Raw genomic sequence first — 13415 nt, forward strand, 5'->3', positions numbered from 1 at the left:
CGTCACCCTGAACTTGTTTCAGGGTCCATCGTGCGAATGGCACGGCGGTTCGAGTGGCAGAATGGATGCTGAAACAAGTTCAGCATGACGTGCGAGATGGCAAAATGACCGACAAGACACTGGCCGACTGGCAGGCCGCCGCCGCCAAGGAAGTGAAGGGCAAGGACCTGACCTGGCAGACGCCGGAAGGCATCGCGGTCAAGCCACTCTACACCGCCGAGGACGTGAAGGCCGATCCCGGCCTTCCCGGTTTCGCCCCGTTCACGCGCGGCGTCCGCGCCTCGATGTATGCGGGCCGCCCCTGGACCATTCGCCAGTACGCCGGCTTTTCCACCGCCGAGGAATCCAACGCCTTCTATCGCCGCAACCTTGCCGCGGGTCAGAAGGGCCTCTCGGTCGCCTTCGACCTTGCCACGCACCGTGGCTATGACTCCGACCATCCGCGCGTGGTGGGTGACGTCGGCAAGGCGGGCGTTGCCATCGACAGCGTCGAGGACATGAAGATCCTTTTCGACGGCATTCCGCTCGATCAGATGTCGGTGTCGATGACGATGAACGGCGCGGTCATTCCGATCCTCGCATTCTTCATCGTGGCGGGTGAAGAGCAGGGCGTAGATCGCAAGCTGCTCGACGGGACCATCCAGAACGACATCCTCAAGGAGTTCATGGTCCGCAACACCTACATCTACCCACCCGAGCCCTCGATGCGGATCATCTCGGACATCTTCGGCTACACCAGCCGCGAGATGCCGAAGTTCAACTCGATCTCGATTTCCGGCTACCACATGCAGGAAGCCGGGGCGACGCAGGTGCAGGAACTGGCCTTCACCATCGCCGACGGCATGGAATACGTGAAGTATGGCGTCGCCTCGGGGCTGGACATCGACAAGTTCGCCGGGCGCCTGTCGTTCTTCTTCGCCATCGGCATGAACTTCTTCATGGAAGTGGCCAAGCTGCGCGCCGCGCGCGTGCTGTGGCACCGGGTGATGACCAAGCTCGGCGCGCAGGACGAGCGCTCCAAGATGCTGCGCACCCACTGCCAGACTTCGGGCGTGTCCTTGCAGGAGCAGGACCCCTACAACAACGTCATCCGCACCACGATCGAGGCGATGGCCGCGATGCTGGGCGGCACCCAGTCGCTCCACACCAACGCTCTCGACGAAGCCATCGCGCTGCCGACCGACTTTTCCGCCCGTATCGCGCGCAACACACAGATCGTGATCCAGGAAGAGACCGGCATGTGCAACGTGGTCGATCCGCTCGGCGGGTCGTACTACATCGAGGCGCTGACGCAGGAACTGGTCGACAAGGCCTGGGAAATCATCGAGCGCGTCGAGGCCAATGGGGGCATGGCCAAGGCCGTGGCCGCTGGCTGGCCCAAGGCGATGATCGAGGAAGCCGCCGCCGGGCGTCAGGCCCGCGTCGACCGTGGCGAGGACGTGATCGTCGGCGTGAACAAGTATCGCTTGGCGAGCGAGGACAAGCTCGAAACGCTGGAAGTCGACAACCATGTTGTCCGCGAAGCCCAGATCGCCCGCATCAAGCGCGTGCGCGAGACGCGTGACGAAACGAAGTGCCGTGCTGCGCTTAATGCCTTGACCGAAGGTGCAAAGACCGGCGGCAACCTGCTGGAACTCGCCGTGGAAGCCGCGCGCCACCGCGCCACGCTGGGCGAGATTTCGGATGCGATGGAAGTCGTGTTCGGCCGCCACGGCACTTTCCCGACCCCGGTGAAGGGCGTCTACGGCTCGGCCTATGCCGGGGATTCGCGCTACCAGCAGGTGCTGGATGGCGTCGAGGCGGTGACGCGCCGGCTTGGCCGCAAGCCCCGCATGCTCGTCGCCAAGATGGGCCAGGACGGGCACGATCGCGGTGCCAACGTGATTGCCTCGGCCTTTGGCGACATGGGCTTCGAGGTGACCTCCGGCCCGCTGTTCCAGACGCCCGAGGAAGCTGCCGCGCTGGCACTCGAGAAGGACGTCGATGCGGTTGGCGCATCTTCGCTCGCCGCCGGGCACAAGACGCTGATCCCCGAACTGATCGGCCATCTCAAGGCCGCAGGCCGTGCGGACATCAAGGTCGTGGCAGGGGGCGTGATCCCGCCGCAGGACTACGATTTCCTGCGCGAAGCGGGGGTGCAGGGCATCTACGGTCCAGGCTCGAACGTGGTCGAATGCGCCGCAGACATGCTGCGCCTGCTTGGCCACAACATGCCGCCGCCGGGTAGCGAGATCGACGCCGCCTGATAGTATTCGCGCCTTACAACGGGAGAGATGCGATGACACAGAAGCTCGAAACGCTGTCGGTCCACGCCGGGTGCGAGCCTGATCCGACCACCAAGGCGCGGATCACGCCGATCTACCAGACGGCCAGCTACGTGTTCGACAGTGCCGAGCACGCCGCGAACCTGTTCTCGCTGGCCGAGTTCGGCAACATCTACACGCGCATCATGAACCCGACCAACGCCGCGCTTGAAGCGAAGATTGCGGCGTTGGAAGGCGGCGTGGCTGCGCTGGGCGTGGCATCGGGCCATGCCGCGCAGTTCATCGTGTTTCACACCCTGATGGAGCCGGGCTGCGAGATCGTTGCGGCCAAGAAGCTCTATGGCGGCACGCTCAACCAGTTTGCGCACAGCTTTGCCAAGTTCGGCTGGAAGGCGGTTTTCGTCGATGCCGACGATCCAGCTGCCGTTGCCGCCGCAATCACCGACAAGACGCGTGGCGTCTTCATCGAAAGCCTCGCCAATCCCGGCGGCGTGGTGCAGGACATCGCGGCGATTGCCGAGGTTGCCCATGCGGCTGGTGTGCCGCTGATCGTCGACAACACGATGGCGAGCCCCGCGCTGTGCCGCCCGATCGAACATGGCGCGGACATCGTCGTCCATTCGTGCACCAAGTTCCTCAACGGCCACGGCAATTCCATCGGCGGGCTGATCGTGGATTCGGGCAAGTTCGACTGGGCGGCGAGCGACAAATTCCCCTCGCTGTCGCAGCCGAACCCCAGCTACCACGGCGCGGTGCTGACCGAGGCATTGAAGCCCGTCGGCCCCATCGCCTTCATCATCGGCTGTCGCGTGTTGGGCCTGCGCGATCTCGGGCCGTCGATGGCGCCGATGAATGCGTTCCTGACGCTGACCGGCATGGAAACGCTGGCGCTGCGGATGGAGAGGCACTGCAGCAATGCGCTGCATCTGGCGCAGTGGCTGCAGGCCCACCCCAAGGTGGCGTGGGTCAGCTATGCTGGCCTGCCGGAAGACCCGTATCACCAATTGGCCCGCCAGTACCTTGGCGGCAAGGGCGGGGCGGTGTTCACCTTCGGCGTGAAGGGCGGCTACGAAGCGGGCGTCAAGCTGGTCCAGTCGGTCAAGCTGTTCAGCCACCTCGCCAACATCGGCGATACCCGCTCGCTGATCATCCACCCCGCCTCGACCACGCACAGCCAGTTGGGCGAGGAAGAGCTGGTGGCCGCGGGCGCGGGCGCGGACACCGTGCGCGTGTCGGTGGGTATCGAACACATCGACGACATCGTCGCCGACCTCGCGCAGGCGCTGGAGCTGGTGTGATCTTGGCAGCTTCGCCTTGCCTTTTCTCCGTCGCCCCGGGCTCGACCCGGGGCCCCGCTGCCTTTTGCGCGGTCACGGGATTAGCGGGACTTCGGGTCAAGCCCGGGGCGACGCTAGAAGTGGAGGCTTCGGCATGTCTCTAATGCTGATGCTCGCGGCAGTCAGCGTTTCGCCCGACTGCAAGAACACGTCCGTTCAAGCCGAACTCAATGATTGCGCTCATTCCGAATTCTTGAAAGCCGACCGGGCCTTGAATGCGCAGTGGAAGACTACGCTCCGTCTCTTCCGAGAGCGGTCGCCTGATGATGAGGCTCGGCTTCGTGCGGCGCAGCGCGCCTGGCTGACGTTTCGCGATGCCGAGTGTGAAGCACGCTGGCCTTTCGATCTGGGCGTTTCGCTAGACAAGATGCTTCATATCAACTGCCTGACCAATCTTACGATCGAGCGCACGGAAATGCTCGCCGAACTCGCCAAGGATATCTGAATGTTCAAGAAGATCCTCATCGCCAACCGTGGTGAAATTGCCTGCCGTGTGATCAAGACGGCGCGTCGCATGGGTATTCAGACGGTGGCGGTCTATTCCGATGCCGATGCGCGGGCGCCGTTCGTGCAGATGGCGGACGAGGCGGTGCATATCGGGCCTGCGCCTGCCGCACAGTCCTACCTGATCGCGGACAAGATCATCGCGGCGTGCAAGCAGACCGGCGCGGAAGCCGTGCATCCGGGTTACGGCTTCCTGTCCGAGCGCACCTCGTTTGCCGAGGCGCTGGCGGCAGAGAACATCGCGTTCATTGGCCCCCCTGTCGGCGCGATTGCCGCGATGGGCGACAAGATCGAATCCAAGAAGCTCGCCAAGGAAGCGGGCGTCAACGTCGTCCCCGGCTTCGTCGGCGAGATCGAGGATACCGAGCATGCGGTGCGCATTTCGGACGAGATCGGCTATCCGGTGATGATGAAGGCCTCGGCCGGCGGTGGCGGCAAGGGCATGCGCCTTGCCTACAGCGAGAAGGACGTGCGCGAGGGCTTCGAGGCCGTGAAGCGCGAGGGCCTGAACTCGTTCGGCGATGACCGCGTGTTCATCGAGAAGTTCATTCTCAACCCGCGCCACATCGAGATCCAGATCCTCGGCGACAAGCACGGCAACATTCTCTACCTCAACGAGCGCGAATGCTCGATCCAGCGCCGCCACCAGAAGGTGGTGGAAGAAGCGCCTTCGCCCTTCGTCACCCCGAAAATGCGCAAGGCCATGGGCGAACAGTGTGTCGCGCTGGCCCGCGCGGTGGGCTATTACTCCGCAGGCACAGTGGAACTGATCGTGTCGGGCGCTGACCCCTCTGGCGAGAGCTTCTACTTCCTTGAAATGAACACCCGCCTGCAGGTGGAGCATCCCGTCACCGAGGCGATCACCGGCATCGACCTTGTCGAGCAGATGATCCGCGTTGCCTATGGCGAAAAGCTGCAGATGACGCAGGACGACATCAAGATCGACGGCTGGGCGATCGAAAACCGCGTCTATGCCGAAGATCCCTATCGCGGCTTCCTGCCTTCGACCGGGCGCCTGATCCGCTACAACCCGCCGCTGGCCGGATGGACCGATGACGGGCAGGCCAACGGGCGGCGCGGCGTGGATGGCGTGCGCGTGGACGACGGCGTATATGAAGGCGGCGAAGTCTCAATGTTCTATGACCCGATGATCGCCAAGCTGATCACTTGGGGCAAGACGCGCGACGAGGCGGCGGACAAGCAGATCCAGGCACTCGACGCTTTCGAGATCGAAGGGCTTGGCCACAATATCGACTTCGTCAATGCGATCATGCAGCACCCGCGCTTCCGTTCGGGCGAGCTGACCACCGGCTTCATTGCCGAGGAATACCCGGAGGGCTTCCACGGTGCGGCAACGTCTGACGAACTGAAGCAAACGCTGGCGGCGCTGGCAGCATTTCTTGCCACCGCGCGGTCGGACCGGGCGCGGCAGGTCGACAACCAGCTTGGCCACGATCTCGATCCGCCGTCGGAATGGGCGGTGAAGATCGGTGGTTCGACCTATGCGGTGGAACTGACCGAGGACGAGATCAGCGTTGACGGCAAGGCCATCGACATCGCGCTGGAATACACGCCGGGCGACCGCATGGTGCATTGCGAGGTCGACGACAAGCCGCTGTCAGTGAAGGTCGAGACCACGCGCGCCGGGTTCAAGCTGACGACGCGGGGCGCGATCCATGACGTGCAGGTCCTGCCCGCCCACATCGCGCACCTGACCAGGCACATGATCGAAAAGATCCCGCCCGATCTTTCGAAGTTCCTGATCTGCCCGATGCCGGGCCTGCTCGTCAGCCTCAACGTGGGCGAGGGCGATACCGTGGAAGCAGGCCAGCCGCTCGCCGTGGTCGAAGCGATGAAGATGGAGAACATCCTGCGCGCCGAAAAGGCGGGCAAGGTCAAGTCGGTCAACGCCAAGGCGGGCGACAGCCTGGCGGTCGACGCGATCATTCTGGAAATGGAGTGAGGCTGGGCGGGGCGGCGCCATGTGCCCACCCCGCTGCGACTAGAATCGCTTCGCTCTCCAAGTCTCGCGGCCCTCCCGTTTACGGGAGGGCAGGAACAGGTTCTTCAACTCCCCTTCCGCACGCGGGAGGGGTTGGGGGTGGACTGTCTCAGCTCCGGAAAATCTTGCCCGGATTGAAGATGTTGCCCGGGTCCAGCACTTGCTTGAGCGTGCGCATCACGTCCACCGCGTCCTCGCCCAGTTCATCGATGAGGCATTGTTGCTTGCCGATGCCGACGCCGTGCTCGCCGGTGCAGGTGCCGTCCATGGCCAGCGCCCGGGCGACCATGCGATGGTTGACCGCTTCCACTTCTGCCATTTCGTGCGGCGCATTCGGGTCAATTGAGAAGACGAGGTGGAAGTTGCCGTCCCCGACGTGGCCAAGGATAGTTGCGGGCACACTGCAGCTGTCGAGATCGGCGCGGGTGGCAAGGATGCATTCGGCCAGCCGGCTCATCGGTACGCAGACGTCGGTGGTCAGGCCGATGGCGCCGGGCCGCAAGTTGACGGCAGCATAATAGGATTCGTGCCGCGCGCGCCACAGGCGGTTGCGGTCTTCAGCCAGTGTTGCCCACTGGAACGCGCCACCGCCGTTGGCCGAAGCCAAGCCCTTGACCGTCTCGACCTGCTCGGCAACCCCGTTGGGGGTGCCGTGAAATTCGAAGAACAGCGTCGGCGCTTCGGGCAGACCCAGCTTGCTTCGCAAATTCACCGCATGGACCTGCATGGCATCGAGCAGTTCGATCCGCGCCATCGGCACGCCGCAATGGAAGGCCTGCACCACCGTTTCGATCGCGCCGGACAGCGTCTCGAATGGGCAGGTTGCGGCCATGATCGCTTCCGGCACCGGATGAAGTCGCAGGGTGATGCCGGTGATGACGCCCAACGTGCCTTCGGAGCCGATGTAGAGCCGCGTGAGATCGTATCCGGCGGCAGACTTCTTGGCGCGCTTGCCAGTGCGGATGACCTTGCCCTGCGGCGTCACCACCTCCAGGCCCAGCACGGCCTCGCGCATCGTGCCATAGCGGACTGCGTTTGTGCCCGAGGCGCGCGTCGAGGCCATGCCGCCGATCGAGGCGTTCGCACCCGGATCGATCGGGAAGAACAGGCCGCTGTCGCGCAGGTGCGCATTGAGCGCCTCGCGGCGGATGCCGGGCTGCACGGTGCAGTCGAAATCGGCATGGTTTACAGCCAGGACTGCGTCCATCGGCGTCAGGTCCAGACTGACCCCGCCTTCGAGTGGCAAGGTGTGGCCTTCCAGCGATGTGCCGGCGCCAAAGGGCACAATGGCCACGCCGGCTTCGCGGCACAGGTTGACGCAATCGACCACGTCCTGCGTTGACCGGGCAAAGACCACAGCATCCGGAAGAACGGTGGGATACTGCGATTCGCTGGCGCCATGCTGGGCGCGGATTGCTTCGCTCGTCTGACATTGCAGGCCGAAGCGGGCCGAAAGACGGTCGAGAAAGCCGTTGGGCAAAGGGCGGGCATGCGGGACAGACAGGGTTTCCATGTTTACGGCCTAACCCATCGACACCCTTTTTGCAGCAACTGCCCTAATTGATATAGCGCCTGCGCGTTCAGCCGCGATAAAGCGCGAATGCGGAATTCTCTTCGTGCGTTCGAGCTTTGCGGCTCTGGCGGCTTCTGGAACTGAACAGGGTGTATCGATGAAGAAGATGATGGGTGCGATGATCGTTGCAGGGCTGGCCGCCTCGGCGCTGGCGGGCGGAACCGCCTTTGCCCAGGCCAAGGGCGATCCGGTTGCGGGCAAGAAGATTTTCATGCGTTGTATCGCCTGCCATGCCGTGCAGCCGGGCGCCGGTGCCAAGATGGGCCCCAACCTTGCGGGCGTTGTCGGGCGCAAGGCCGCGGCGGCTCCGGGCTTCAAGTATTCCGCGGCGATGCAGAAGGCCAAGATCAAGTGGGATGATGCCACGCTCGACAAGTGGCTCACGCGCCCTGCCGCGGTTGTTCCCGGCACTTCGATGGCGTTTGCGGGCCTGCCCAATGCTGCAGACCGCGCCAACGTGATCGCCTATCTCAAGAAGCCCAACTGAGCTTGCCTATTAGGGCGTCACGATATTGAATGCAGGGTCCGGCTTGTCGAGCCAGCCGATGAGGCGGGCGAAGGCCGCCGGATCCCCTTCGATCTTCGCCTCGCCCGAGGCAACCTTGGCCGCAAGCGGCTGACCTGCAAACAAGGCTGACAGCAAATCGGCATAACGCACCGTGAGCGTCGCCTGCCGCCCTTCGCGCAGGCCCTTGCGGTGAACCAGCACGCCATTGGCGATCGTTACCGTCCAGTCCTGATCCTTGTCAGGAAAGACGAACCCGAGCGAGGCAGAGCGGTCTCCAGCCTTGGCCGGATCGAGCCGCACCGCAAGGACTTCGAACAAGTCTGACGGCGGGAGTTGGCTGATCAGGGCTGCACCGCCGGTGGGATCGGTTGCGGTGACGCCCATTTCCAGTTCGGTCGCGCCGGTGAGATACATGTTCCGCCACAGTGCGTTCTCGCTCTGATAGGCGAGCTGGCGATAGGTACGGGCAAGCAGGCTCTTTGCCGCAGCATCATTGCCATCGGCGAAAATCACCTTGTCGAGCAATTCCGCCGTCCAGCCGTAATCGCCCTTGGCGAAGGCGTCCTCTGCCAGGGCGCGCACCCGCGCTGCACCGCCCAATGCCTCGACATATCGCCTTCCGCCCTGTTCCGGGGGCAGGGGAGCGAGGTGGACGGGATTGCCATCGTACCAACCCATGTAGAACTGATACACGGCGCGGCTGTTGAAGCTGTAGGAGCCGTAATAAGCCCGGTCGTACCACTTTGCCGCCAGCGCAGGGGGCAGCGTGAGCTGCGCCGCGATTTCAGGCCCGGTCAGGCCCTTGTTCATCAGCCGCACGGTCTGATCATGAAGGTAGGCATAGGCATCGCGGTGCTTGGCGAGATAACTGGTGATCTCGCCTGCACCAAAGCGGGGCCAGCCATGGCTGGCGATCAGCACTTCGGACCCTGCAAAGAAGTCGATCGCCTCGGTCAGCCCTTGCGCCCAGGCCTTGGCATCGCGGATCACTGCCCCGCGCGGGGTGAGGATGTTGTGCTGTGTGACGTTGGCGTTCTCGGCCAGGTCGGCAACCTTCCAATCTGGGAAGCCGAAGTTCATCTCGGCAGGGGCTTCGGTTCCGGGCGTGATCTGGAAGCGCACGCGCACGCCGTCGAGCACGAGTTCCGTGCCGGTCTCGCCGATTTCGCGCGTTGGCGGGATCAGGCTGCGCCCGCCTGCCGCCACACCCATGCCGATGCCCGAGCCCATCGAGCCTTCCGGGCCCTTGGGCAAGCCCAGGCCGAACTGATAGGAGGCGCGACGCCCCATTGCGGGACCTGCAATGACGTTCTCGCTGACGGCAGCGCGGGTGAAGCCCTGCGGAGCAATGATCGGCGCGTCCTTGGCCATGACCGAGGTGAACGCACCCGCGCCGCCGAAATGATCGACGTGGCTGTGAGTGTAGATCATGGCGGTGACGGGGAGCCTTGCCACCTTCTCGGAGATCAGCGCGTAGGCGGCGGCCGCAGTCTCGGTGGCAGTCAGCGGGTCGATCACGATCCAGCCCTGGTCCCCACGCACGAAGGTCACGTTGGCGACGTCGAACCCGCGCACTTGCCAGATGCGGTCCGTCACCTTGAACAGGCCGGCCTTGCCGAGCACCTGGGCATGACGCCACAAACTGGGGTTCACGGTGGCAGGGGCAGGGCCATTGGCAAAGGCGAAGGCGGCGGTGTCCCACACCGGCTTGCCCGCGGCGTCGCGGATCACCGGGTCTTTCAGCGTTGCCACGAACCCGCGGGATGCGAAATCGAAGTCCTGTCGGTCGGCCATCGGCAGGTCGGCGAGGGCCGCGGCGTTGGCCTTGCGGGTGGCGTCGGTCGGTGCATCGGCCCGGGCCGGGCCTGCAACGAGCAGCAGTGACGCGCTGGCGGTCAGGGCGCGGCAAAAGTTCGTGAAACGCATGTCCTCTCCCGGCTCCGTTCCATGTGGAGTTTCGGGTGCAGAGTGACTTTAATCGCGCGATTAGGAAAGCCCGAATAAGGAATCCCTGGCGGAAGAAATCTGTTCAACCTGCGTGGACAGTTCCGAAGCGTATCGGCACTCTGCGGGCTCCATTGCGTTAAGGCGTTTTCATGATCCTGCGGAAGCTCTTGCAAATTGCGGCCTTCATCGCCCTGCCCACGTGGGCGTGCGCGGAAGACAGGCAGGCCACCTTCGTCAAGGATATGGTGCGCCTGGTCGGCAAGGCTCATCCGTCTGGCGAGGTAAAGCCATCGGGAGATGACTGGCAGGAGCTCCGCATTGATTTCCCCGGCGAGGACAGTGACCGGATCGTAAATATCGGCCGCATCTGGACATTCTGTCAGTCCGCAGAGAAAGCCGACTGCAAGGTTGCCAAAGAGGAGTTCGCACGAAAGACAGCACTGCTGCCACCTGAAGGCAAGATCAGCGATCTTCGGGTTACTGTCCGAGACAAGGTCTATTACGACTATGTGAAAAGCCCTCCATCGCGTGGCGATGTTTCCGGTGCCAAGGTAATCGACGCTCTCGCGCGCCAGATCGGCGAGGATCTGTACGAGTTTCTGGTACTTGACTCACCCGACACGATCGCCCTTGCCGGACGCGAAGCGTTGCAGAAACTCTCGCTTTCGGAAGAAGAGGCGTGGCGCATTGCCGAGCGGCAGACTGCCGAGAGACTTCCGCCGCTGCCAACCGTAGCTCAACTCCGAGAAAATGCGGTGGCGTTCGAGGAGTACGAGTATCTCGGCAGCTTGCTGGTGCAGAGAGACGGATTTGCCGCGCTGGCAGAGGAACTTGGTCCCGATCTGTTTGTCACAGCCGTGTCGGATGGCTTCGTCTTTGTCGGTCTGATGCCTGATGGAGAGGGCCTGCAGCGGTTCTCGAAGACCGTCGCCGAGGACTGCGCCGCACAGCAGCGTTGCATCTCGCCAAACATCTACCGGTTTCGTGATGGGCAGTGGCGCATCGCGACTGGTAGCATCGTTCCCTAACCGAACAACCTCTGCCACAGGGTTCGCCGCCGCCTTGGCGGGAGCTGCTGGCCGGTTACACGCATGAGGTAATTGGCAAGCAGCAGGGCCTGGTTGCGCGTCATCAGCAGGTGGTGCGTGTCGATCGCATCGGGCGTGGGCCGGGGGGTCTTGCTCGATTGTACGGTCAGATGGATGTTGCGTGCGAAAGCGCGGTGTTTCCAGCCAACGACAACGCCCGAAAGCTCGTGCGGTGTATCATCGCTCGGCGAGTTTGCCGTTGCCATAAACCCTCTCCCAATTCCCCGCAGCACAGGGAATCGGAAGATGGCAATTTCGTCAAGCTATTGAGTCGGGCATTCGTTTCGGATTGGAACGGTCAGGCGGCGAGCTGGTATGGCGCGATCTCGCCCGCGAGGTAGAGCTTCTTGGCCTTCGCGCGGCTGAGCTTGCCCGAACTGGTGCGCGGCAGCGTGCGCGGCGGCACAAGTTCGACCACGCAGTTCATGCCGGTGATCGAACGCACCTTGTCGCGGATCTGGTCGCGCAGCTTGACGCGTTCGACCGGGTCGGACACGCGGCAATGCACGAGCACGGCGGGCGCTTCCTCGCCATTTTCGGTCTCTACCGAGAACGCGGCGATGTCGCCCTGGTGGAAGCCGGGAAGCTGCTCCACCGCCCATTCGATGTCCTGCGGCCAGTGGTTCTTGCCGTTGATGATGATCATGTCCTTGGCGCGGCCGACGATGAACAGGTAGCCCTTTTCATCGACGTAACCCATGTCGCCCGTATCGAGCCAGCCATCGACCATGCAGGCGTCGGTCGCTTCCGGGTCGCGGAAATAGGAGTGCATCACCGACGAGCCGCGGCACCAGACCTTGCCGATGTGGTGATGCGAAAGCGAGTTGCCGTTCTCGCCCCGGATCGCGACCTCCATGCCAAGAACGGGCACGCCGCAATTGACCATGGCGCGATAGCGGGCAGGGCGCGAAAGATCGCGCGGCGTGCCCGACAGGCGCTCTTCCTCGACCAGCTCGACGCGAATGCCTTCTCCCGGCGGCATTATGGTGACGGCCAGCGTCGCCTCGGCAAGGCCATAGCTCGGCAGGAAGGCCTCGGCCTTGAAGCCGGCTTCCGCAAAGGCGTTGACGAAGTTCTGCATCACGTCGGGGCGGATCATGTCGGCCCCGTTGCCGGCAACGCGCCAGCGCGACAGGTCGAAACGGTCCGAGACGTGGGTCTGGCTGGAGATGCGGCGGGCGCAGATGTCGTAGCCGAAGGTGGGCGAATAGGAGAGCGTCGTGCCCTTGTTGCGGCTGATCAGGTCAAGCCATGCCAGCGGACGGCGGGCGAAGTCCTCGGTCTTGAGGTAATCGACCGAGACGCTGTTGGCGATCGGCGAAAGGAAGCAGCCGACAAGACCCATGTCGTGATACCACGGCAGCCACGAAACCGCACGATCCGGATCGGCGATCTTCATGCCGTGCGAATGGCCGGCGAGGTTGGCCAGCAATGCGCGGTGCGTGACGGCAACGCCATGCGGAAAGCGCGTCGAGCCGCTGGAATACTGAAGGTAGCTGATTGCGTCAGGATCAGGCGTGGGCAGGGCGGCGTCGGACTGATCGCCCGCATGGAATTCGTCCCACGAAAGACCGGCGCAGCCCTGACGCGCGGCGGCGGCGCCTGCCATTTCGGCAATCTCGCCGGGATAGACCAGCATCTTCGGGTCCGAACTGGCAAGCTGGACGGCGAGCTGGTCGATATAGCTTTCCTTACCGCCGAAGCTGGTCGGCAGGGGCAGGGGGACGGGCCACGCGCCTGCATACATCGCGCCGCAGAAGATCGCGGCGAAATCGGGACCGGTTTCTGCTACCAGTGCCACGCGGTCACCGGGAACGACGCCCATCGCCATCAGGCGGCGGGCGGCCACCAGCGCGTCCTCACGCAGTTCGGAATAGGGATAGACTCGCGAAAGCGTGCCGCGCGGATCGTGGAAGTTGAACCCCAGCACGCCCTTGGCGGCATAGTCCAGCGCATCGCAGAAGGTATCGAAGTCCGCATACCGACGTGGCTGCACGTCGATGTTGGGCGTGGGAACGAGAATCGCCTTGTCAGCGACAGCGTTCGAAACAGTCATGCGATACCCCGATGTTCTCTTCATTCGTCCTGCGGGCCTGTGCAGACCCGCCGATGAACGGTCCATTAGCTCGAACGGCCCATTACTGGTCCGTGACGCGAAAACAACGCCACCACGGTACGGACGTTCTCATTTA

Annotated in this window: 10 protein-coding genes; 6 read left to right on the forward strand and 4 right to left on the reverse strand. The window is 63.6% G+C overall.

Annotated features, from left to right (window positions below; all coding sequences use genetic code 11):
* Positions 1–104: 104 nt before the first annotated feature.
* The 4 genes from scpA (at position 105) to NJ75_RS04525 (ending at position 6068) form a co-directional block, all read left to right on the forward strand.
* Positions 105–2246, forward strand: coding sequence for a methylmalonyl-CoA mutase (gene scpA, locus NJ75_RS04510; RefSeq protein ID WP_039331976.1), 2142 nt, complete (start codon positions 105–107; stop codon positions 2244–2246).
* A gap of 32 nt (positions 2247–2278) precedes the next feature.
* Positions 2279–3562, forward strand: coding sequence for an O-acetylhomoserine aminocarboxypropyltransferase (locus NJ75_RS04515; protein ID WP_039331823.1), 1284 nt, complete (start codon positions 2279–2281; stop codon positions 3560–3562).
* A 133-nt stretch (positions 3563–3695) separates the two neighbouring features.
* Positions 3696–4046, forward strand: coding sequence for a lysozyme inhibitor LprI family protein (locus NJ75_RS04520; RefSeq protein ID WP_039331824.1), 351 nt, complete (start codon positions 3696–3698; stop codon positions 4044–4046).
* Positions 4047–6068: an acetyl-CoA carboxylase biotin carboxylase subunit gene (locus NJ75_RS04525; protein ID WP_039331825.1), complete on the forward strand. Its 2022-nt coding sequence runs from the start codon at positions 4047–4049 to the stop codon at positions 6066–6068.
* Positions 6069–6216: 148 nt separating this feature from the next.
* Here NJ75_RS04525 and NJ75_RS04530 read toward each other — a convergent pair whose 3' ends face one another.
* Positions 6217–7620: an FAD-binding oxidoreductase gene (locus tag NJ75_RS04530; protein WP_039331826.1), complete on the reverse strand. Its 1404-nt coding sequence runs from the start codon at positions 7618–7620 to the stop codon at positions 6217–6219.
* A 157-nt stretch (positions 7621–7777) separates the two neighbouring features.
* On the opposite strand from NJ75_RS04530, the gene NJ75_RS04535 reads away from it, so the two are divergent.
* A complete protein-coding gene (locus NJ75_RS04535) occupies positions 7778–8167 on the forward strand; it encodes a c-type cytochrome (protein ID WP_369820982.1) in 390 nt (129 codons plus the stop codon).
* Positions 8168–8176: 9 nt separating this feature from the next.
* On the opposite strand, the gene NJ75_RS04540 is transcribed toward NJ75_RS04535, so the two are convergent.
* Positions 8177–10114 carry an alkyl/aryl-sulfatase gene (locus tag NJ75_RS04540; RefSeq protein ID WP_052241992.1) on the reverse strand — a complete coding sequence of 646 codons (1938 nt, stop codon included), beginning with the start codon at positions 10112–10114 and terminating at the stop codon, positions 8177–8179.
* Positions 10115–10284: 170 nt separating this feature from the next.
* Between NJ75_RS04540 and NJ75_RS04545 the strand changes: the two genes are divergently transcribed.
* On the forward strand, positions 10285–11163 hold the full coding sequence (locus tag NJ75_RS04545) for a hypothetical protein (protein ID WP_039331828.1): 879 nt from the start codon (positions 10285–10287) through the stop codon (positions 11161–11163).
* Here the strand turns inward: NJ75_RS04545 and NJ75_RS04550 are convergent.
* Both NJ75_RS04550 and NJ75_RS04555 read right to left on the reverse strand, forming a co-directional pair.
* A complete protein-coding gene (locus tag NJ75_RS04550; protein ID WP_039331830.1) occupies positions 11160–11429 on the reverse strand; it encodes a hypothetical protein in 270 nt (89 codons plus the stop codon). The genes NJ75_RS04545 and NJ75_RS04550 overlap by 4 nt on opposite strands.
* A gap of 92 nt (positions 11430–11521) precedes the next feature.
* Entirely contained in the window at positions 11522–13279 is a 1758-nt protein-coding gene (locus NJ75_RS04555; protein WP_039331832.1) for a fatty acyl-AMP ligase, read from the reverse strand.
* Positions 13280–13415 lie beyond the last annotated feature (136 nt).

Origin of the sequence: Novosphingobium subterraneum (genome assembly GCF_000807925.1) — a bacterium.
GTDB classification, from domain to species: Bacteria; Pseudomonadota; Alphaproteobacteria; order Sphingomonadales; family Sphingomonadaceae; genus Novosphingobium; species Novosphingobium subterraneum.

Coding starts and splice junctions, on each gene's coding strand:
- NJ75_RS04525 (WP_039331825.1), top strand. CDS start 4,047: ATGTTCAAGAAGATCCTCATCGCCAACCGTGGTGAAATTGCCTGCCGT.
- NJ75_RS04530 (WP_039331826.1), bottom strand. CDS start 7,620: ATGGAAACCCTGTCTGTCCCGCATGCCCGCCCTTTGCCCAACGGCTTT.
- NJ75_RS04535 (WP_369820982.1), top strand. CDS start 7,778: ATGAAGAAGATGATGGGTGCGATGATCGTTGCAGGGCTGGCCGCCTCG.
- NJ75_RS04520 (WP_039331824.1), top strand. CDS start 3,696: ATGTCTCTAATGCTGATGCTCGCGGCAGTCAGCGTTTCGCCCGACTGC.
- NJ75_RS04555 (WP_039331832.1), bottom strand. CDS start 13,279: ATGACTGTTTCGAACGCTGTCGCTGACAAGGCGATTCTCGTTCCCACG.
- NJ75_RS04545 (WP_039331828.1), top strand. CDS start 10,285: ATGATCCTGCGGAAGCTCTTGCAAATTGCGGCCTTCATCGCCCTGCCC.
- NJ75_RS04515 (WP_039331823.1), top strand. CDS start 2,279: ATGACACAGAAGCTCGAAACGCTGTCGGTCCACGCCGGGTGCGAGCCT.
- scpA (WP_039331976.1), top strand. CDS start 105: ATGACCGACAAGACACTGGCCGACTGGCAGGCCGCCGCCGCCAAGGAA.
- NJ75_RS04550 (WP_039331830.1), bottom strand. CDS start 11,429: ATGGCAACGGCAAACTCGCCGAGCGATGATACACCGCACGAGCTTTCG.
- NJ75_RS04540 (WP_052241992.1), bottom strand. CDS start 10,114: ATGCGTTTCACGAACTTTTGCCGCGCCCTGACCGCCAGCGCGTCACTG.